This window comes from Candidatus Endomicrobiellum pyrsonymphae (assembly GCF_020328025.1).
In the GTDB taxonomy this organism is placed as follows: Bacteria; Elusimicrobiota; Endomicrobiia; order Endomicrobiales; family Endomicrobiaceae; genus Endomicrobiellum; species Endomicrobiellum pyrsonymphae.
Genome location: NZ_JAIXMZ010000015.1, coordinates 1 through 19,515 on the forward strand (window position 1 = coordinate 1; position 19,515 = coordinate 19,515).

Consider the following 19,515-nt stretch of genomic DNA (forward strand, 5'->3'; position numbering starts at 1 on the left):
TTGTTTGAAAGTTTATTATTTTGTTTGAAAGTTTATTATTTCCATTCTACTGTCTTTAGCGGCATAATATTTAACTATTTGCATTGAGCTGCCTGAACCCGCAATCGTCAACACACAAAAGCTCTATTATCATATTTCCAATTTGTCTGCCAAGTGATTTGGGAATATTTTACGTATAGAATTAAGACTGAACGGCACAGGTACTTCATGCCCATCAATAAAACTTTTTACATGATGACAATAAGGGTACCATTTTGCAAATTGGCTAGCGAATTGCCATACATTTTAGAATTCGTATGAAAAATTATGTGTGCCATATTTATGCACAAAAATTCCGTCGTCATCATCTAAACCCGCATCCCACTACCAAATTTTTCACCTTCATTTTAGCTCTCGCATTATAATTTATTACTTTAAGTTAAAAAACATAGACTTATTTCATCTAATTCTTCTTTTTAAAGCATTCTATGCTCTTTTATCCCGTGATAAAATCTAGTATAAATTTCAAGTTACAAATTCCCCTATAAGCTTTGCTTGTAAATTCTATAGTCAACCAACTTTATATTGACACATTGCGCTACTTAAGAGGAATGCTACAATGTTCGTATTTCCATTTTACTGCCTAATCGCTACGACTAACTGACTTTATTTCTCTTATTATATTAGGCAATATTTTGTACATATCGCCTTCCAAAGCATATGTTGCAGTCTGCATCATCGAACACGAAGCATCTTTATTTATTGCAATAATAATGTCTGACGAACTCATGCCCACAGTATGCTGTATCTGCCCTGATATTCCGCAAGCAATGTAAACTTTCGGAGATACTGTTTTGCCTGTCTGCCCTATTTGATGAGAATACGGTATCCACTCTGAGTCAACTGCCGCTCTAGAAGCGCCGACTGCTCCGCCGAGAATATCTGCAAGTTCTTCAAGAAGTTTAAAACCTTCAGCCTTACCTACGCCTCTTCCGCCGGCAACAATAATGTCCGCATCACCAATATTAACAGCTACGCTTGTATCTTTTATAAATCCTAAAAACTTTGTTCTATTTATCAAAGTCTGAGAGTCAAATTTAAAATCAATAATCTCACCCTTTCTCATTTTCTCAACTTTTGCTTCTTTAAAAACTTTGTGTCTTACAGTAGCCATCTGAGGACGATGACCCGGCGTTAAAATAGTAGCCATGATATTTCCGCCGAAAGCGGGTCTTGTTTGCTGAAGATTTCTTGTTTCGGTATCTATTTCCAAAGAGGTACAATCTGCTGTAAGTCCAGTATGAATTCTTGCGACAACTCCTGAGGCAAACGAACGCCCTATATTTGTCGCTCCCATCAAAATAATTTCAGGCTTTTCTTTTTCTATAAGTTGGGTTAAAATCGCCGTATAAGGATCGTCTTGAAATTCAATAAAAACAGGATCATCGCAAACATAAATTTTATCAGCTCCTCTATTTATTAGATCTTGAGCTTTTGATTTAATATTATCACCGATTAAAACTGCCGCTAAACTTGTACCTAATTTATTTGCAAGTCTTTTGCCCTCATTTAAAAGTTCGTAAACAACGCTTGCTATCTCACCATGCCTTTGTTCTGCATAAACCCATACGCCATTGTACAAACTTTTGTCAACACCAAACTGGGGAACATCTTTTTTAAGTTCTATTGCATTAAATTTACAGGTTTGAGTACAAGTTCCGCAATACGTACATTTGTTTAAATCTATAACTGCAAGTTTAAATTTTTTAGTATGTTCAATATGTTCAGGTCTTTCGACTATAGAAATTGTGCCGAAAGGGCATGTGCTTGCGCATATTCCGCATCCAATGCATTTATCATTTAATACTTTTATACTGTTTGCCACTTGAAAACCTCCCAAAAACAACATGTTTGTCAATCAAAACGTACAGAAAATGTTTTACGCCGAGAGGCAACCACACACTCCGTCCAAACTCCCTCCGGAGTTTATCATCGAAGTTCTTAATCGATGGCAAGAAGACAACAGAGTAGGTTTATCACCAAGTGTCTTAATCGGACACGAGTTGTGATCCATGCCTTTGTTCCACGAAAACAGGAACCCATTTTCCAACCTTGGATACCATGTCAAGCCCGGAATAACATGTAACCACTACAAAAATGTTGTTCTCTTTCAATTTTACATTTTGTCTTTTAGAACATTTTTTATACTCAATCAAGATAAATATTCTTGATATTATCTTCTTCCATTAATTGTTTAACATACTCAAATTTTTCTTCTAATTCTTTGCTAAAGTGTTCGTGTGTTTCGCTGACAATATACTTAATCTGTTTGTAAACTCCCGTTTTATTAGATCTTCTAATACATCAAACTCTGCGCCTTCAATATCGAGTTTTAACAAACATATGTTATTTGTAGTTTTTAAAAGATCTTTTATAAAATCAGAAAGACGAATAGCTTTAATTGTATATTTAATTATCTTGGCATCATCGTTATAGTAATTAACAGTATTTGCACCCTGATCGAATGAACTCGTTCTAATAAGTGTTACCTCGCCATTTCTATTTGAAACAGCTGCCGGAATGAGTTTAAATTTATTGTTTTTATAAAATTTATGTTTTAAAATTTTTATACAATCTCTAGAAGGTTCAAAAGCATAACAAGTTGCGCCAAGTTTTAAAAATATGTCGCTTATTAACCCAACATTCGCCCCGCAGTCTATACACACATCGTTTTCTTGAATTTGATACAAAAAATCCCGATATGCTCAAGGAACACCGGCATTTTCCATCATTAAATTTGACATACCAACCACATTTTGATCCACGCTATATGATCTTAATGAACTAGCATGCCCTTCGATATGTTTTTCCACATTCCTTAATTTGTGCGATTGACTTATCTCGATTACAAGAGCGACAAATTGTATGCAAAACAAAACACTTACAAGCACAATTCTGATTTCTTAATTAGTTTTTGATATTTTTTTATCCCAACACCCAATGTTGAAACCGACAAATGCCCAGCCATTTTTTAATGCTATCCGGTTTTCCCAGAGTAAATCTTTTGGTATTTCATCATCATCCTTTCAGGTTACGATTATTTATTTCTAATCCTCATACGATCCCAATATCCGACAATCTCTTAACCAAAGCTGCTGCAACATCACGAGCTTCGCCCGTAAATTTTTCTCCGCCGGCTCTCTGCGATGGTGTAAATATCTTCATAACTTGTGTAGGAGATCCGTTAAGTCCTGTTTTTTTAATATCAGCGCCAATAGCTACAGCATCAAGAATCTTAATAACAGCCTTTTTAGCGATCATTTTACCTTTAAGCGATGCGACCCTGGGATTATTTATTTCTTTTACTACAGTTAAAAGAACAGGAACCTGGCTTTCTATTAAGTCATATCCGTCTTCCATCATTCTTTCAACTTTTATCGATTTATTATCGATAGACTCTATTTTTTTTACATAAGCTACGTGCGGAATATTGAGCATTTCTGCAATTCCGGGACCAACTTGCGCGGTATCTCCATCAGAAGCCTGTTTTCCACAAATAATGATGTCGTAACTTCCGATGGCTTTTATTGCCAATGATAGAGTATAAGAAGTCGCCAAAGTATCCGCTCCGCCAAAAGCTCTATCGCTTACCAAAACAGCTTCGTCAGCGCCCTTTGCTATAGCTTCTCTTAAAGCAGTCTCAGCCTGAGGAGGTCCCATTGTAACAACAGTCACTTTTCCACAGACTCTCTCTTTAATTCTTAAACCTTCTTCTATGGCATATTCGTCAAAAGGATTGATTATAGATTCTACGCCGTCTCTTTTAAGTCTGCCTGTTTCACTATCAATCTGCACCCTGATCGTGTTAGGCACCTGCTTAATACAAACAATTATGTTCATTTCCTTCTCCAACATTTCGCTTTTACTTTTAAGCATACAGGTATATGCATTTTTGCACCTCACTATTTGGACTTAGCGGCGAATTCTTTAATAAGATTTAACGCAATTTCATTTTTCTGAATTTGGCTTGTTCCTTCGTAAAGAGTCGTAATTTTTGCATCTCTCATCATTTTTTCTACAGGATATTCTCTGGAATAACCATAACCGCCAAATATTTGAACCGCATTGGTTGTAACTTTCATTGCAACTTCCGAGCAGAAAAGTTTTGCCATTGCAGATTCCTTGCTAGTACGCTTTTCTGTACCCGAATCAATCATTCTTGCAGAAGCGTAAAGCAGCGCTCTTGCGGCTTCAACTTCTGTTGCCATGTCGGCAAGCATATGTTGAATACCTTGAAAAGAAGCGATAGCTTGTCCAAATTGAACTCTCTTTCTTGCATAAGCAACTGCCTCGTCTAAGGCACCTGCCGCAATGCCAAGCGCCTGCGCGGCAACTCCCGGACGAGAATTATCTAATGTCGCTTGAGCTATCATCAAACCATGTCCCTCTTTTCCAAGAAGCTGATCTTTATGAACTCTACAATTATTGAATACAAGTTCTCTTGTTGAAGATGCTTTTATACCCATCTTCTTTTCTTTTTTCCCAAATTCAAAACCAGGAATGCCTTTCTCCATAATAAAGCAAGAAATTCCTCTTGCTCCTCTTGCGGGATTCGTTTTTGCAAAAATTGTATAAGTTTCAGCGTCTCCGCCGTTAGTGATAAAACATTTAGTTCCATTTAATATGTAATAATTGCCGTCTTTAACAGCAGTTGTGATCATTCCCGTTGCATCTGAACCTGCATTGGCTTCTGTCAAACCAAAAGCTGCAAGTTTTTTACCTGAAGCAATGTCCGGTAAATATTTTTTCTTCTGTTCTTCATTTCCTGCTATTAGAATAGGAAGAGTTCCCAGCGCCGTTGCGGCGAGAGACAATGCAATTGCTCCGTCAACTTTGCAAAGTTCTTCGACAACAAGAACAAGTCCCATAATACCTTTGCCAAATCCGCCGTATTCCTCCGGAATATATACTCCACACAAATCAGCTTGCGCAAATTCTTTTACAATATCCCAAGGAAATTCTTCTTTTTCATCATAGTGTTCTCTTACAGGTTTCATTTTTTCAACTGCAATTGTTCTAGCGGTTTCAATCATCATTTTTTCTTCTTCAGACAACATATAATCCATTACCATATAAACCCCTTTAACACCTAACATCTATCGACACAAACAGTGATTACTCAACATTATTTGCGATGGCAGATTGATTAATATTTTTCATCGCTTGTTCAGCAGCAGACTGATGGGCTTCTTTTTTAGAATTCCCTGTCCCTTTGCCTAAGAGTTTATTGTTTACATATACAACAACCTCAAATTTCTTGCTATGTTCGGGTCCAAATTCTTTCACTATTTTGTACTCAGGAAGCCTTTTATAGATCGACCGAGCTATTTCTTGAAGTCTGCTTTTATAATCTGTAATTACTATTTCTTTTTGAATGTCAAAAAATTTTAAAACAAATTTTTTTGCATTTTCAAATCCGCCGTCTAAATAAATTGCCCCACAAACGGCCTCGAACGTGTCACAAAGCAAATTTTCTCTATGTCTCGCTTCTCGAGAATCTTCACTTTTTCCTAAAAAAATATAATCGCCCAAATTTATTGCTTTTGCCCAAATGCTTAAACTAGAAGTCGAAACAATTTGAGCTTTAAACTGCGATAGTTTGCCTTCGCTTTCGCACGGATATCTTGCGTACAACATTTCTGCAACAACAGCCGATAAAATACTGTCTCCTAAGAACTCCATACGTTCATTACAGCTCTTTATATCGGCTTCTGCAACATGAGATTTGTGCGTCAACGCCATTATTAAAACTCCAATATCATTGAAGTTATATCCAATAATCTTTTGAAGTTCTACATGATCTTTATTTAACATATTTTTTTATTATAACAGTTGCGTTGTGCCCGCCAAATCCTAGAGAATTTGAAAGAGCGCAAGTAATTTGCTGTATCCTTGCCGTATTTGGAACATAGTCCAAATCACAATCAGGGTCAGGGGTTTCATAGTTGATGGTTGGAGGTATAAAACCTTTCTGCATTGCAAGAACGGTAGCTACGAGTTCCACGCTGGCGGCGCCGCCTAAAAGATGCCCCGTCATTGATTTGGTCGATGAAATAGGTATCTCATACGCTTTATCACCAAAAACTTTTTTAATCGCAAAGGTTTCCGTCTTATCATTTAACGCTGTTGATGTCCCATGCGCGTTTATATAGTCAATTTCTTCCTTAGAAACACCCGCATCAGCTATAGCTTTTTCCATAGCCACAATGGCAGCTTTGCCATCAGGCTCCGGTGCCGTAATATGATAAGCATCGTCAGATGCTCCGTATCCTGCTAATTCTGCATATATTTTTGCGCCTCTGCTTAACGCGTGATCCAAAGTTTCAAGAACAACTATCCCAGCTCCTTCACCCATGACAAAGCCATCACGGTTTTTGTCAAAGGGTCTTGACGCTTTCTGAGGTTCATCGTTTCTCTGAGAAAGCGCTTTAATAGAACAGAAACCGGCAAGACCTAAAGGAACAACCGCCGCCTCCGAACCGCCTGAAATTATTACATCCACATCACCGCTACGGAGAAGTCCTAGAGCATCCCCCATAGCGTGATTAGATGAAGCACATGCGCTTGTAACTGCATAATTTGGTCCTGTAAAACCGTATTTTATGGCAATTTCGCCGGGAAGCATATTTGTAATTATCATAGGAATAAGAAAGGGACTGACCCTTCTCGGACCTTTATCTAAAAGAGTCCGCTCTTCATCTTCGATTATGTCTAAACCTCCGATTCCTGTACCTGTTATAACGCCAATTCTTGATAAATCTTCTTTAGTAATATCAAGCCCAGAATCTTCAACAGCCATTTTCGCAGCCGCAAAACCAAGCTGCGTAAATCTTGCCATCTTTTTGACTTTCTTCTTTTCAATAAATTGTTCCGGCTCGAAATTTTTAACAGTAGCGGCAAATTTTGTCGCGTATGCGCTTGTGTCAAATGATTCAATGACTGAAACGCCGGATTTACCATCTCTTAAAGCTTGGGTAAATTCCGCGCTACCTATACCTATAGGCGTAACAACACCTATACCGGTTATAACTATTCTTTTGTTCATTTTAATGCCTTATTTTGCGGTGTGTGTTTTTACATAATCCACCGCATTCCCTACTGTCTGGATCTTTTCTGCTTCTTCGTCAGGAATTTCAATACCGAATTCTTCTTCAAAAGCCATGACAAGTTCTACAGTATCCAAAGAATCTGCGCCTAAATCGTTGACGAATGATGCCCCTGTTGCTACTTCAGCAGGATCCACGCCTAACTGCTCAACGATAATTTCCTTTACCCTAGCTTCAAAATCTGCCATTTTGTACTCCCCCCTTTAATTTTATTTCATCCAATTTTCTGTGGTTGGAAAACAGTCAAAACAACTTCACTCTACATGTACATCCCGCCGTTAACTGCCAAAACATGACCCGTTATGTAGGACGAATCATCGCTCGCAAAAAACAATGCCGCTTTGGCTACATCGGCTACCTCCCCGAGTCTTGAAAGAGGTATTGTCGAAGCCATAATCTGTTTTTGATCCTCCGTCAGTTTATCAGTCATTGCAGTGCGAATAAACCCCGGAGCAATTGCATTTACCAAAATATTTCTTGAAGCAAATTCCCTTGCACATGTTTTTGTCATCGCTATTACTCCGCCTTTTGAAGCAGAATAGTTTACCTGACCTGCATTGCCCATCTGTCCTACTACAGAAGCTATATTTATAATCCTTCCCTGTCTCTGTTTAAGCATGGGCTTACTTGCAACTTTTATACAATTGAATACACCCTTTAGATTAACAGCAATAACAGCATCCCACTCAGCTTCGCTCATTCTTAGAACGAGGTTATCTTTCGTGATACCAGCATTGTTGATTAGTATATCTATTTTAGAGAATTTGTCAAGAGAAGCTTCTATTAAAGCTTCGCAATCTTTCAATTTTGCAACATTACCGGCAACTGCCACAGTTTCAACTCCATATTTTACTTTTATTTCTTCAGCAGTCTTCTGCGCCGACTCTATACTGGTACCAGAAATTATGAGTTGCGCTCCTTCTGAAGCAAAAACCTCTGCTATTGCCCTACCTATTCCATGCGCCGAACCCGTGATGACCGCAGACTTACCTTGAAGTTTCATTTATTTAATTCCTCCAACGTTTTCTGTAAACTCATTGAATCTTCTATGTTAAATGCTCTTTTTGTTCTGTCTATCCTTCTTAAAAGTCCAGACAAAACTCTTCCCGGACCAATTTCTATAAACTTGTTAAAACCTGAAGCAATAATGTTTTGAATACTTTCGTCCCATTTTACAGAACTTTTAATTTGTTTTACAAGTTTTTCTTTAACTACAGAAACAGCGGTTGTTAAGGATGCATCGCAATTTGTATATACTCCAAAAGTTGGGATACTAAATTTATATTTTTCAAGTTCTTTTGCCATATTACTTGAAGCGGGTATCATAAGAGAAGAATGAAACGGTCCCGAAGCATTCAAAATAATAGTTTTTGTTGCCTCTGCTACCGCCGCAAGTTCAACAGCTTTATTTACAGCAGACGTAGTCCCAGCTATAACAATTTGTCCGGGCGAATTAAAATTAATCGCCTCACAAACACCCAAATTTGAAGCTTGTTTACATATATCTTCAACAACAGATTTCTCCATGCCTAAAATCGCAGCCATTAAGCCCGGATTTTCTTCAGAAGATTTCTGAATAAATTCTCCTCTGGCTTTCACCATGGATAAGCCGTCTTCGAAGCCAAAGAATCCCGCAGCGCATAAAGCAGAATATTCTCCTAGTGAATGACCTGCGGCAACAAACTCAACATCAGAAGAATCAAACAATTCTTTAAAAACAGCAAAAGCTGCCATACTAACAGTAAATATTGCAGGCTGCGTGTATTTAGTAAGTTTTAAAGTTTCTTCGGGACCTTCAAAAATAATCTTTTTAAGCATGTCTCCGGATAAATCTATTATTTCTCTTGCTTTTGAATATTTGTCATAGAGATCTTTACCCATTCCCACAGTTTGAGCTCCCTGTCCGGGAAACATTAACGCTATTTTTGACATTTTAACCTCTTGCTAAAGTGTAAAGCCACAACCAAAAAGACAACAACCGGATATTTCAATCGCTCCGCCATCTCAAGATGACGACCAAAGACGTTTTCGTTTCATCGCGCATACTCTAAACTCTTATCACCGCGGCACCCCAAGTAAAACCACCGCCAAAAGCAATTAATTCTACAATATCACCATTCTGTAACTTGCCGGTTTTTATAGCCTCGTCCAAAGCCGTAATCGTAGTTGCCGACGAAATATTTCCAGTTTTATGAATATTTACAAAAACGCTATTCATAGAAATACCAATCTTTTTAGCAACAGCTTCAATTATTCTCATATTTGCTTGATGAGGAATAAAAAGTTTTATATCTTCAAGATTTTTTCCTGAAAATTCAAGCGCTTTCTGAGCTGCAAAAGCCATCTTTTGAACCGCAGCCTTAAACACATCTCTGCCTTGCATTTTTGTTGTATGCATCTTTGCGTTTACAGTTTCTATCGTAGCAGGATTTACAGTTCCGCCGGCAGGCATAAAAAGTAAATCTGAATAAGACGCGTCAGCTCCGATATATGTTGATAAAACGTCGCCGCTTTCCTCTGAAGCTGACAAAATCATTGCTCCAGCGCCATCGCCAAACAAAACGCAAGTATTTCTGTCAGTCCAATCTGTAATTTTAGATAGTTCTTCAGCTCCAACTAACAGAATAGTCTTATACAATCCGGATTCAATAAAAGCTCTTGCAGTTGTAATGCCGTATATAAATCCGCTACACGCGGCAGACAAATCAAAGGCCGGAGCCAACATAAGACCTAATTTTTTTTGTAAAAAACAAGCTGTTGATGGAAAAAACATGTCCGGAGTAACAGTAGCAACAAGTATTAAATCTATCTGCTCAGGTGTAATATTTGCGGTCTTTAGCGCATCAAGGGAAGCTTTATAAGCAAGATCTGAAGTATATTCATTTTTTTCAGATATTCTTCTCTCTTGAATACCTGTTCTTGCGCTTATCCATTCATCGGAAGTTTCAACTATTTTTTCCAAATCTGCGTTTGTAAGAACTTTCTTAGGGAAATATGAACCGGTACTTAAAATCTTTACGCCAAATTTTTTATTCATCTATTGTCCGACCTTCTTTATTGTTGTACTTTGCTATTGCTTCTTTAATCCCATCTGTAAGATTATGTTCAGCCGCTTTTGCTCCGGCAAGTATCGCATTTTTTACAGCCTTGCCGCTTGAGCTTCCATGTCCGACTATACAGATGCCGTCAACACCTAAAAGAGGCGCTCCTCCGGCTTCATTATAATCCACACTTTTTCTTAAATCTTTTATTGCAAGCCACAAAAAAGGAAGCGATGCCCATGCTAAAGGGTGCTGCTTCAAGGCCTTTTTAATAAGCCTAAGCATCATTTCAGCAAGACCTTCGCCGAATTTTAATATTATGTTTCCTACAAATCCGTCACATACAACAACGTCAGCTTTAGACTGCGGAATATCTCTCCCTTCAACATTGCCTATAAAATTAATATCTGCTTGTTTTAGAAGGTCGAAGGCTGCCAAAGTAAGTTCATTGCCTTTTGTAGGCTCTTCACCAATTGAAACTAAACCAACTCTCGGTCTTTTGATTCCTGTAACTTTTTCGCAAAACAAACTTGCCATTATTCCAAATTGGAGAAGATGTTCAGGTTTACAATCAACATTTGCGCCCACATCGGAAATTACGCAATGCCCATCAATAGTAGGAAAAGATGTTGAAATCGCAGGGCGCAAAACACCATCTATTCTTCTTAAATAAAAAAGCGCTGCAGCCATAACGGCTCCGGAGTTGCCCATAGAAACAAAAGCATCGGCCTTTCTATCTGCAACAAGTTTTGCGCAAACAGACAAAGAAGAATCTTTTTTTTGACGAACAGCTTTTACAGGATGTTCGTCCATGGCAATAATCTCATCCGCATTAACTATCTCTATATTTTTAAGAGACACTAAATCGTACTTTTTGCTATGTTTTAACATTTCTTCCGCTATAAGCTTTTCAGGACCTACAAGCAGAATTTTATGTCTAGATCCTTTAGCTGCGAAAATCGCCCCTTCAACTGTTGAAACAGGCGCAAAATCTCCACCCATTGCATCTAGCGCGATTATCATTGTTTGTCAGCCACTTGCTGTTGCAGCGCTGACTTCTCAGATTTTTTCATTTTCTTAGGCACAACAAGCTTGCCGTTATAAAATCCACACTCAGTGCATATCTTATGAGACATTTTTGCTACACCGCAGTTAGGACATTTGCCTGAATTTGGGACATCAAGCTTTGAATTCGCTGATCTTCTACAATCCCTGCGATGAGGAGTATGTTTTCTTTTTGGATTTGGCATTTTTACTTCCTCCGGTTGTCCTTATCTAAAAATTCTTTCCATCTCTCTTTGATTCTGATAAGGTCATTATCTTTCTCGATACAAGTACAAGAACTGTTTTTTTTATTGTATTTACCACAAATTTTACACACTCCCTGGCAATCCTCGCTACATAGAGGCTTCATCGGTATTTCAAGCAACAACAGCTGCCTAACCTCCTCGCCAATATCAACGCGTCCATTTATAATATCAATATCGACACCTATAGGAATTACTAAAGAATGGCTGTAATCGCGAAGACAACGAGAACATTCAAGCTCAATGGTCCCGCTTATATCGCCACTTACACGTATTTTACCATCAGATATTTTGACAGCTTTAAAAGATACGGCAATATCGGACACAAAACCTATATCGCCTTTGTATTTATGTGATAGTATTTCAATGACATCTGTTTTCAAAAAATCAGACAAACTAACAATTAATTCTTTCATAACAATTCCCTATAGCCAACTAATTTTATATCGATACAACTGCATTAATATAAAGTTAGTTAGTCGCAGATTATAAGATGTTACTCACCTGTTTGTCAACACATCCTCTTAGACTCTCTCGCAATCATTAACTCTTCATTTGTAGGAATTATCATAATTTTCACCTTTGATTTTTTAGTTGAAATAAATCTCTCTTCATCTGAACATTCTCTGTTCTTTTTAATATCTATCTCGATGCCCAAAACGCTTAAATTTTTGCACACAGACTCTCTTACCAGGGCAGAATTTTCGCCAATACCTGCAGTAAAAACTAAACCATCTACGCCATTTAATATTCCGTAATAAGCGCCTATGTATTTTTTTACACTGTACGTCAACATATTAAAAGCAAGCTCAGCTCTTTTATTGCCTTCATCAACTGCCTGAATAATAGCTCTCATATCTCCGGAAATGCCTGATATACCTGCCAAACCGCTTTTTTTATTAAGTAAATCATTTAAAACAGAGCCTTTTTTATACTGCGAATATTTGTCTAAGAGATAGGCTATAATCGCAGGATCTATATCACCACATCTTGTCCCCATCACAACTCCCTGAAGAGGAGTAAAACCCATAGACGTATCCACAACTCTCCCTTTTTCAATAGCCGCTATACTACTACCATTACCCAAATGAGCTGTAATTAAATTCAACTTGGTCAAAGGTTTTCCTAGCATTTTGGCAGCTCTTTGGGAAACATAATTGTGAGAGGTTCCGTGAAAGCCATATTTTCTTATGTGGTCTTCTTCATAAAATTCATAAGGCAACGCATACATGTATGCATAATCAGGCATTGTTTGATGGAAAGCTGTGTCAAAAACCAAGACTGAAGGTATTCCCGGAAGCATTTTTTCTACTGCGATAATACCTGCATAATGAGCGGGTGTGTGCAGAGGCGCTATAGAAAAACAATCCTTTAAATCCTTTTTTACTTCTTCAGTCACTAAAACTGACTTTGAAAATTTGTCGCCACCATGAACTATTCTATGACCTACAATAGCAATTTCATTTATATCCGTAATGCTTCCAGCTTCTCTATCTAACAACTCTTCTATTACAAGCTCAATTGCTTCCGTATGATTTTTAACTTTTACTACTTCTTTTTTTTCTTCGGCGCTTATTGTCTGTCTTTTATAATATGCTTCGGGAAGACCTACGCGCTCAATTAACCCCCAAGCGATTTTTTGTTCTTCGTCCATTTCAAATAGAGTATATTTAACAGATGATGAACCGCAATTAACAACCAGTACTTTCATGCTATGTGTTGCCCCTTTTTCATATAGTTTTACTTGTTCATGCGCTTACAGTCGATTGACTATATTTAAGAAGATGTGTACCATATGCTTAACTAACTTTATTCGTATATAATATCATCTAGATATACAACAAATCCATCTGGATTATTATCTTTCGACGCGACAAAACAAAACCCACCAATAACATTGCTTAAATCTTTATTTCTTAGATCTATTGCATAGTGTGTCCAGTTTTTGCTAGAGCAACGGATCCGGTTGATACGACTAAAAACAACAACGCAACCACTACTGCAAACAGCCTATTCATCACACCCTTCCATTTACTGTTTTCTGTTTAATTATGGTTCACTTTCTGATAAAAACAAATTTTATTTATTTCTTCTTAACATTGCCTGAACTTTAGTAGGCAATCCCCAAAGATTAATAAATCCCTCTGCATCTTTGTGGTTATAGATTTCATCTTTTTCAAAAGTTGCAAGTTTCTCTGAATACAAAGAATATTCTGCATCTCTTGAAACAGTCGTAATATTGCCCTTATAAAGTTTTAATTTGATGTTTCCAACAACATATTTTTGAGTTTCGTCAATAAATGCGTCAAGAGCTTCTCTCAAGGGAGAAAACCATAACCCATAATACGCAATTTCAGCATACTTAGAAGATAAGGATTGTTTGAAATGCAATGTATCGCGATCAAGAGCGATTGACTCTAATTCTCCATGCGCGGCATACAAAAGGGTAGCTGCAGGAGATTCATAAACGCCTCTAGACTTCATACCTACAAGTCTATTTTCAACAATATCAATTCTTCCTATTCCATTTGCTCCGGCAATTTTATTTAATTTTGTAATCAATTCCACAGGTTGTAATTTTTTGCCGTCAACCGCAACAGGAATACCTTTCTCAAACGATATGGAAACACACGTCGGTTTATTCGGAGCTTTTTCTGGAGAAACAGTCATTTTAAACATTGACTCGTCGTACGCGCTTCCCAAATCTTCCAAAATACCGCCTTCATAAGATATATGCCATAAATTTGCGTCTGAAGAATAAGGCTTTGATTTCGTTACAGGAATGGGAATATTTCTCTTTCTAGCGTAGTTAATAGCATCTTCTCTTGATCTTATTTCCCATTCTCTCCAAGGCGCAATAATTTTTACATTTGGAATCAAAGCCTTGAACGCAAGCTCAAAACGAACTTGATCATTCCCTTTGCCTGTTGCACCATGACAAACAGCATCTGCGTTCTCTTTTTTTACAATTTCTGCAATTTTTTCGGCAATAATAGGTCTTGCAAGAGACGTTCCCAAAAAATATCTGTTTTCATATAAAGCATTTGCTTTTACTGCAGGATATATATACTCCGTAACAAACTCTCTCTTTGCGTCAACTATATAAGATCTTGAAGCGCCTGTTTTCTTTGCTTTTTCGTTTAGTCCATTAAGCTCTTTTCCCTGACCAACATCAACACAACAAGCTATAACTTCGCAGTTATAATGTTCTTTAACCCAAGACAAAATAACAGACGTATCGAGTCCACCTGAATAAGCTACTACTACTTTTTTAATTCTACCTCTTTCTGTTGCCATTTTGAACTCCTCTCATATATTTGTAGTCAGATCTGCAATCTCAATATCCCGCCAATGCCATTGGCATCGCTACCCCTTTTAAAAAAATGGAACATCTAGCAATTAAGCATATGGTTCAATGCTTCATCCAAAATCTTTACAGCGCAGTCTATATCTTTTTTCGTAATTATTAGTGGCGGTAAAAGTCTTAACACAGTATCATGAGTACAGTTTATAATTAATCCCTTGTCTAAACAATAATTTACAACATCTTTACCGTTAACAGCAAGGCTGATACCTAACATTAAACCAAGTCCTCTGACTTCTTTTATTGCAGAATACTTCTTCTTTAAACCATCCAATTTTTTACGAAGATATTTTGCGGCTTTTGCGGAATTATTCAAAAACTTTGCATTTATAATTTTCAACACGGCAAGAGACGCGGCGCAAGACACGGGATTGCCACCGAACGTAGAGCCGTGATCTCCATATACAAAAGCTCCAGCGCATCTCTTACCTGCAACAGTAGCGCCTAAGGGCAACCCGTTAGCCAAAGATTTTGCCATAGTTACAATATCAGGTTTAACATCGTAATTTTCAAAAGCGTAAAATTTCCCAGTACGTCCAACGCCACACTGAATTTCATCAAAAATCAAAAGAAGATTTTTTTCATCGCACAATTTTCTTAAGTCTTTTAAAAATGCTTTCTTGGCAGGAATCACTCCTCCTTCGCCCTGTACAGGCTCTATCATTACTGCGACAGTTCTGTCGTTTATAAGTTTATTTACAGAATCAATATTATTAATTTCAGCAAAAACAAATTTTTCCTGTAACGGTTTCAAATACTCATGAAATTTTTTCTGTCCCGTGGCAGAAAGAGTCGCTATAGTTCTTCCGTGAAACGAGTTATCAAAACAAATTATCTCATAACGATTACCTTTTTTAGAAGGATTTAAAAAGCCCCATTTCCTTGCAAGTTTTACTGCGCACTCGTTCGCCTCAGCTCCGGAATTTGACAGAAAAACCCTAGCTCCGGGAAACGCTCTTTTAGAAAGTTCTTCACCCAACTTAATTTGAGATTTGGCATAATACAAATTTGAAACATGAGCAAAAACATCTAATTGAGCTTTCGCAGCTTTCACAACAGAATCATTACAATGCCCAACATTACATACGCTTATACCCGCAAAGAAATCCAAATATTTTTTTCCGTTTTCATCCCACACAAACTGATCTTTAGCTTTTTTTACAACCAAATTATTACGCTTGTACGTGCGCATAAAATATTTATCTTCAATTTGCTTTATCTTCATTTCTTTATTACTGTTCCTTTTATTTTCCGTATTCCGCTTATATCATTCGCTATCCACACTTCTTTTACGCCTTTTTTAACAGAATTTATGCAGCCTTTAATCTTGGGTATCATTCCACCGGTTATAGTCTCGTCTTTTACAAGTGCGCTTATGTCTTTTAATCTGATTTCTTTAATTATTTTTTTGTTTTTATCAAAAACACCTGGGACATCCGTCAAAAATATAAGTTTTTGCGCTTTGAAAGCTACTGCTATCGACGACGCTAAAGTATCGGCATTAACATTTAAGACATTGCCGTTAAAATCCGAAGCAACTGAAGCTATCACAGGTAAAAAGCCTGATTTTATTAAGACGTCTATAAGTTTTTTATTTACTTTAACAGGTTCGCCAACAAAACCAAGTCGTTGAATCTGCTTGCATATTACGCTTTTACCGTCTTTGCCCGAAATCCCAACCGCATTTGCGCCTTTTTTTATAAGTCCCGTCGTTAAAATTCTGTTTACTTTACCGCTCAAAGCCATTTCCACAACACCGAGTGTACCTGCATCCGTAAACCTTAAACCATCAATAAACTTACCGGTTATAGAAAATTTTTCAAGCAACGCATTTATTTCTAGTCCACCGCCATGAACTAAAATCATTTGTTGTCTTCGCGAAATTACCGCAAGTTCTTCAAGAAATCTATTTTGCACATGCGGATTTTTAGTTAAACTTCCGCCAAATTTCACCACTGTCAACGATTTCATTTTCCACACCTCTTATTAGAACATTAAGAATGACTCTCAGCGTTATGCTCGCTATAGTTGGCTATAGAATACTTACACTTCAACTTAAAATTACAAAACTGACACTTCGACGTATCCGGATCAAAATTTTCACCAGCTATAGCTTCAGCTACCTCTATTGCGCCATTTACTGCGCCATTTATTTCCATTTGAGATCTTTTCGTATAAATTTTTTTATTATACGATAAAAAATAGACGGCTATTTTATCAGGATTAAAACCAAAAACATTCCTACAGGCATAAGCATAGAAACTTAACTGCAAATCCTTATCTATTCTTTCTTGTTCCCATATTTTCGCATGGGTTTTATAATCCATAACTTCATAAGTTCCATCGGAATATTTATCAATTCTGTCTATAATACCTATAAATCTATATTTGCCGATATTTGCGTCAAACGCTTTCTCAACATACAAAACTTCAGCTTCAGATTCGCTAAAAGATTCATAATAATTCTCAAGCATATGCTTACCACGATTATAATATTCAAAAATTTGCTGAGGATCGGTAAAACCATCTTTTTTCCACGAAGAATCGTAATATTCAAATAAATTGTCATACGATTGTTCCGTCTCACTGTGAAATTGTTCAAGTGTTTTATGAATAATATGCCCAAAAGTAATATCAGCATTAACCGGAATATGCATATTATCCAAATACACCAGTTTGTATTTATAAGGGCAAAACAAATATGTGCTTACCCTTGAATAACTTATTTTAAAGTCTTGTCTCATTTTTTATTCGTCTTATAGAAAGAAATAACAGTATATCCGTATTTTTCTACTCTAACACATTCAAGCCCAGCAACCTCGCCAACAGATTCCTTTATATGTTTTTGCGCTATAAGTATAGAATTATCTTTCAAAATATCGTACCGCACAACATTTTTTAATGCAGGGTACGTAAGCACAAGCGCCCTTTTATCCCAATCCTTGTAAGGCGCTCCCATAAAAACTATGTCGTATTTATCCTGTAAAACATCAAAATCTTTTATGACATCGCACTTAACAATTCTCGCTCTGTCGGCAAAGCCAAGCGTATTGACATTATGCTTAATAAGCGATAAAGAGACATTGCTCAGTTCTGCAAATACAACCTTCTTAGCGCCACGAGAAAGCGCTTCAATTCCAACAGAACCCACACCTGCAAACAAATCGAGAAATTTAGAATCCGGAACTTTAGATTGTACTATATCAAAAATTGATTTTTTCATTCTGCCAAGCATTGGACGTATAGACAAATCCTCCTGAGGAAGAGTTTTTAGTAACCTGCCCTTAGCCGTTCCTGCAATAACTTTCAAACTCACTTATTGTTCTCCAAAAACCTGAACAAAAACTTTTCTGCTTCCAGCTCTACTATCAAAATCCACTAAAATTATTTGTTGCCATGTTCCTAGCATTATGGATTTCAATACAATCGAGATGGTTTTTGACGTACCTATCAACGAAGAACGTATATGCGAAAAATCGTCACCATTATATTTAAGTGCAAGAGAACCTGCAATAAGCAATACTAAAAATATCATTAATAAAACATTAAAACATTTTCCTATTGTGTTTTGTATCTTTTTACCAAAAAATTTGAGAGCAGTTACAACAATAAAAAATCGCCCACCTATTCCGAGTATTGAAGCGAAAAACAAAACATGCAAAGAAATACTAAATCTTCCTGCCGAAATTGTTAGAACTTTATACGGGATCGGCGTAAATGCACCGGCAAAAATGCTTAAAAAAGCATTAATTGCATACTTTTCACCAACCACTGCAACAGCATTGTGAAAACTGTAAAAACTTTCCTATCGCATAGCCTAAAAAAGCGCCAAACACAGAACCTGACGTGCAAATTAAAGCCTTTTTCCACCAATTTTTTGGCTCTGCAACAACTATAGGTATAAGAGGCACATCAGATGGAACTGGAAAAAAGAACTTTTCACAAATACTATAAAAACAACGCATAGTTTGATTTTTTTGTTTTTGACCAATGCAAAATCCAATCATAATAGACTACGCATAAATTCAAGTGACCAATTTATTATCTCCTTCACTTGGCAATTATACCTTAGTCGAGTGTTGATGTCAAACGTTTGTAGAACATCACAACATAATGCGTGCTTTAGGAAATTGTGAAGTAGTTGCAAATAATGAAGTGGCGTTTCGTAATTTAAAGACTTGTGTCCTCTTTGCATATTATACCAAAAAAGCCATCTTTTGATTTTCTTATTTGCCGAACAATCTTCATTTCTATAAACGAACTGCTCTTTTACCGTTCTGCAAAAACACTCAATAAAAGCGTTGCTTTTTAGACAGCGTGGGTAATTCCAATGTCTGTGCAAGCGCATAAAATTTGTTGTAATATTGCATTTTGCGTCTCGCATAATTTACGCCAAAGGTAAAGGTTTGACTTAAATCCAACTTTTGCTGTTAACTTCGTTATACCAACTTTCGAAATGTGCAATATGTGCTTGAGATTTTTCAGTCCTTGCAAATTAGAAGGTTTAAATTGATATAATCGGATTGATATAACAGCGACGGTTACATTTGCTGGCAGGAAGGTTTGAGGCAGGAAGATTCAAGGGTAGAAAGAAGACGTAGTTGCAAATAATGAAGTGGCGTTTCGTAATTTAAAGACTTGTGTCCTCTTTGCATATT

22 protein-coding genes are annotated in these 19,515 nt (G+C 37.0%); all 22 read right to left on the reverse strand.

The genetic code is table 11. The features are described from left to right. Positions 1-622: 622 nt before the first annotated feature. The gene (locus tag LE180_RS02440) at positions 623-1,864 is read right to left on the reverse strand and encodes an FAD-binding protein (RefSeq protein ID WP_374133899.1); all 1,242 of its coding nucleotides are present in this window, start codon (positions 1,862-1,864) and stop codon (positions 623-625) included. A 391-nt stretch (positions 1,865-2,255) separates the two neighbouring features. Beyond that, positions 2,256-2,705 (reverse strand): FkbM family methyltransferase, encoded by a 450-nt coding sequence (locus LE180_RS02445; RefSeq protein WP_374133900.1) that lies wholly within the window; start codon positions 2,703-2,705, stop codon positions 2,256-2,258. A 388-nt stretch (positions 2,706-3,093) separates the two neighbouring features. Continuing rightward, positions 3,094-3,879 carry an electron transfer flavoprotein subunit beta gene (locus tag LE180_RS02450; RefSeq protein WP_374133919.1) on the reverse strand — a complete coding sequence of 262 codons (786 nt, stop codon included), beginning with the start codon at positions 3,877-3,879 and terminating at the stop codon, positions 3,094-3,096. A gap of 62 nt (positions 3,880-3,941) precedes the next feature. Next, a complete protein-coding gene (locus LE180_RS02455; protein WP_374133920.1) occupies positions 3,942-5,105 on the reverse strand; it encodes an acyl-CoA dehydrogenase family protein in 1,164 nt (387 codons plus the stop codon). Positions 5,106-5,154: 49 nt separating this feature from the next. Next, positions 5,155-5,853, reverse strand: a complete 699-nt coding sequence (gene rnc / locus LE180_RS02460) for a ribonuclease III (protein WP_374133901.1) — start codon at positions 5,851-5,853, stop codon at positions 5,155-5,157. Next, positions 5,843-7,084 carry a beta-ketoacyl-ACP synthase II gene (gene fabF / locus LE180_RS02465; RefSeq protein WP_374133902.1) on the reverse strand — a complete coding sequence of 414 codons (1,242 nt, stop codon included), beginning with the start codon at positions 7,082-7,084 and terminating at the stop codon, positions 5,843-5,845. The genes rnc and fabF overlap by 11 nt, the downstream gene beginning before the upstream one ends. 9 nt (positions 7,085-7,093) lie before the next feature. After that, complete coding sequence (acpP, locus tag LE180_RS02470) at positions 7,094-7,333, reverse strand: acyl carrier protein (protein WP_374133903.1); 240 nt, start codon at positions 7,331-7,333, stop codon at positions 7,094-7,096. A 71-nt stretch (positions 7,334-7,404) separates the two neighbouring features. Next, positions 7,405-8,148, reverse strand: coding sequence for a 3-oxoacyl-[acyl-carrier-protein] reductase (gene fabG / locus LE180_RS02475; protein ID WP_374133904.1), 744 nt, complete (start codon positions 8,146-8,148; stop codon positions 7,405-7,407). Continuing rightward, on the reverse strand, positions 8,145-9,077 hold the full coding sequence (gene fabD, locus LE180_RS02480; RefSeq protein WP_374133905.1) for an ACP S-malonyltransferase: 933 nt from the start codon (positions 9,075-9,077) through the stop codon (positions 8,145-8,147). The genes fabG and fabD overlap by 4 nt, the downstream gene beginning before the upstream one ends. 115 nt (positions 9,078-9,192) lie before the next feature. Then, positions 9,193-10,182: a beta-ketoacyl-ACP synthase III gene (locus LE180_RS02485; RefSeq protein ID WP_374133906.1), complete on the reverse strand. Its 990-nt coding sequence runs from the start codon at positions 10,180-10,182 to the stop codon at positions 9,193-9,195. Continuing rightward, complete coding sequence (plsX, locus tag LE180_RS02490) at positions 10,175-11,209, reverse strand: phosphate acyltransferase PlsX (protein ID WP_374133907.1); 1,035 nt, start codon at positions 11,207-11,209, stop codon at positions 10,175-10,177. Before plsX ends, LE180_RS02485 begins: the two co-directional genes overlap by 8 nt. Continuing rightward, entirely contained in the window at positions 11,206-11,436 is a 231-nt protein-coding gene (gene rpmF / locus LE180_RS02495) for a 50S ribosomal protein L32 (RefSeq protein ID WP_374133908.1), read from the reverse strand. Before rpmF ends, plsX begins: the two co-directional genes overlap by 4 nt. 2 nt (positions 11,437-11,438) lie before the next feature. Further along, positions 11,439-11,909 (reverse strand): DUF177 domain-containing protein, encoded by a 471-nt coding sequence (locus LE180_RS02500; protein WP_374133909.1) that lies wholly within the window; start codon positions 11,907-11,909, stop codon positions 11,439-11,441. 95 nt (positions 11,910-12,004) lie between these two features. Next, a complete protein-coding gene (locus LE180_RS02505) occupies positions 12,005-13,204 on the reverse strand; it encodes an acetate/propionate family kinase (protein WP_374133910.1) in 1,200 nt (399 codons plus the stop codon). Between the two features lie 368 nt (positions 13,205-13,572). Next, positions 13,573-14,790: an argininosuccinate synthase gene (locus tag LE180_RS02510; RefSeq protein ID WP_374133911.1), complete on the reverse strand. Its 1,218-nt coding sequence runs from the start codon at positions 14,788-14,790 to the stop codon at positions 13,573-13,575. Between the two features lie 95 nt (positions 14,791-14,885). Then, the gene (locus LE180_RS02515) at positions 14,886-16,082 is read right to left on the reverse strand and encodes an aspartate aminotransferase family protein (protein WP_374133912.1); all 1,197 of its coding nucleotides are present in this window, start codon (positions 16,080-16,082) and stop codon (positions 14,886-14,888) included. Continuing rightward, positions 16,079-16,828: an acetylglutamate kinase gene (gene argB, locus LE180_RS02520; RefSeq protein ID WP_374133913.1), complete on the reverse strand. Its 750-nt coding sequence runs from the start codon at positions 16,826-16,828 to the stop codon at positions 16,079-16,081. The genes LE180_RS02515 and argB overlap by 4 nt, the downstream gene beginning before the upstream one ends. A gap of 23 nt (positions 16,829-16,851) precedes the next feature. Then, on the reverse strand, positions 16,852-17,601 hold the full coding sequence (locus tag LE180_RS02525) for a RecB family exonuclease (protein ID WP_374133914.1): 750 nt from the start codon (positions 17,599-17,601) through the stop codon (positions 16,852-16,854). Continuing rightward, positions 17,598-18,173, reverse strand: a complete 576-nt coding sequence (locus LE180_RS02530) for an RsmD family RNA methyltransferase (RefSeq protein WP_374133915.1) — start codon at positions 18,171-18,173, stop codon at positions 17,598-17,600. Before LE180_RS02530 ends, LE180_RS02525 begins: the two co-directional genes overlap by 4 nt. Further along, the gene (locus tag LE180_RS02535; RefSeq protein ID WP_374133916.1) at positions 18,174-18,629 is read right to left on the reverse strand and encodes a YjbQ family protein; all 456 of its coding nucleotides are present in this window, start codon (positions 18,627-18,629) and stop codon (positions 18,174-18,176) included. Beyond that, on the reverse strand, positions 18,619-18,864 hold the full coding sequence (locus LE180_RS02540; protein WP_374133917.1) for a YqaA family protein: 246 nt from the start codon (positions 18,862-18,864) through the stop codon (positions 18,619-18,621). The genes LE180_RS02535 and LE180_RS02540 overlap by 11 nt, the downstream gene beginning before the upstream one ends. Next, entirely contained in the window at positions 18,861-19,241 is a 381-nt protein-coding gene (locus tag LE180_RS02545; protein WP_374133918.1) for an integrase core domain-containing protein, read from the reverse strand. The genes LE180_RS02540 and LE180_RS02545 overlap by 4 nt, the downstream gene beginning before the upstream one ends. Positions 19,242-19,515: the final 274 nt, after the last annotated feature.

What these genes read in the sequence shown, in the direction of transcription:
- LE180_RS02450 (WP_374133919.1), bottom strand. Translation starts at nt 3,879, where the DNA reads ATGAACATAATTGTTTGTATTAAGCAGGTGCCTAACACGATCAGGGTG.
- LE180_RS02455 (WP_374133920.1), bottom strand. Translation starts at nt 5,105, where the DNA reads ATGGATTATATGTTGTCTGAAGAAGAAAAAATGATGATTGAAACCGCT.
- rnc (WP_374133901.1), bottom strand. Translation starts at nt 5,853, where the DNA reads ATGTTAAATAAAGATCATGTAGAACTTCAAAAGATTATTGGATATAAC.
- fabF (WP_374133902.1), bottom strand. Translation starts at nt 7,084, where the DNA reads ATGAACAAAAGAATAGTTATAACCGGTATAGGTGTTGTTACGCCTATA.
- acpP (WP_374133903.1), bottom strand. Translation starts at nt 7,333, where the DNA reads ATGGCAGATTTTGAAGCTAGGGTAAAGGAAATTATCGTTGAGCAGTTA.
- fabG (WP_374133904.1), bottom strand. Translation starts at nt 8,148, where the DNA reads ATGAAACTTCAAGGTAAGTCTGCGGTCATCACGGGTTCGGCGCATGGA.
- fabD (WP_374133905.1), bottom strand. Translation starts at nt 9,077, where the DNA reads ATGTCAAAAATAGCGTTAATGTTTCCCGGACAGGGAGCTCAAACTGTG.
- LE180_RS02485 (WP_374133906.1), bottom strand. Translation starts at nt 10,182, where the DNA reads ATGAATAAAAAATTTGGCGTAAAGATTTTAAGTACCGGTTCATATTTC.
- plsX (WP_374133907.1), bottom strand. Translation starts at nt 11,209, where the DNA reads ATGATAATCGCGCTAGATGCAATGGGTGGAGATTTTGCGCCTGTTTCA.
- rpmF (WP_374133908.1), bottom strand. Translation starts at nt 11,436, where the DNA reads ATGCCAAATCCAAAAAGAAAACATACTCCTCATCGCAGGGATTGTAGA.
- LE180_RS02500 (WP_374133909.1), bottom strand. Translation starts at nt 11,909, where the DNA reads ATGAAAGAATTAATTGTTAGTTTGTCTGATTTTTTGAAAACAGATGTC.
- LE180_RS02505 (WP_374133910.1), bottom strand. Translation starts at nt 13,204, where the DNA reads ATGAAAGTACTGGTTGTTAATTGCGGTTCATCATCTGTTAAATATACT.
- LE180_RS02510 (WP_374133911.1), bottom strand. Translation starts at nt 14,790, where the DNA reads ATGGCAACAGAAAGAGGTAGAATTAAAAAAGTAGTAGTAGCTTATTCA.
- LE180_RS02515 (WP_374133912.1), bottom strand. Translation starts at nt 16,082, where the DNA reads ATGAAGATAAAGCAAATTGAAGATAAATATTTTATGCGCACGTACAAG.
- argB (WP_374133913.1), bottom strand. Translation starts at nt 16,828, where the DNA reads ATGAAATCGTTGACAGTGGTGAAATTTGGCGGAAGTTTAACTAAAAAT.
- LE180_RS02525 (WP_374133914.1), bottom strand. Translation starts at nt 17,601, where the DNA reads ATGAGACAAGACTTTAAAATAAGTTATTCAAGGGTAAGCACATATTTG.
- LE180_RS02540 (WP_374133917.1), bottom strand. Translation starts at nt 18,864, where the DNA reads ATGATTGGATTTTGCATTGGTCAAAAACAAAAAAATCAAACTATGCGT.
- LE180_RS02545 (WP_374133918.1), bottom strand. Translation starts at nt 19,241, where the DNA reads ATGCGAGACGCAAAATGCAATATTACAACAAATTTTATGCGCTTGCAC.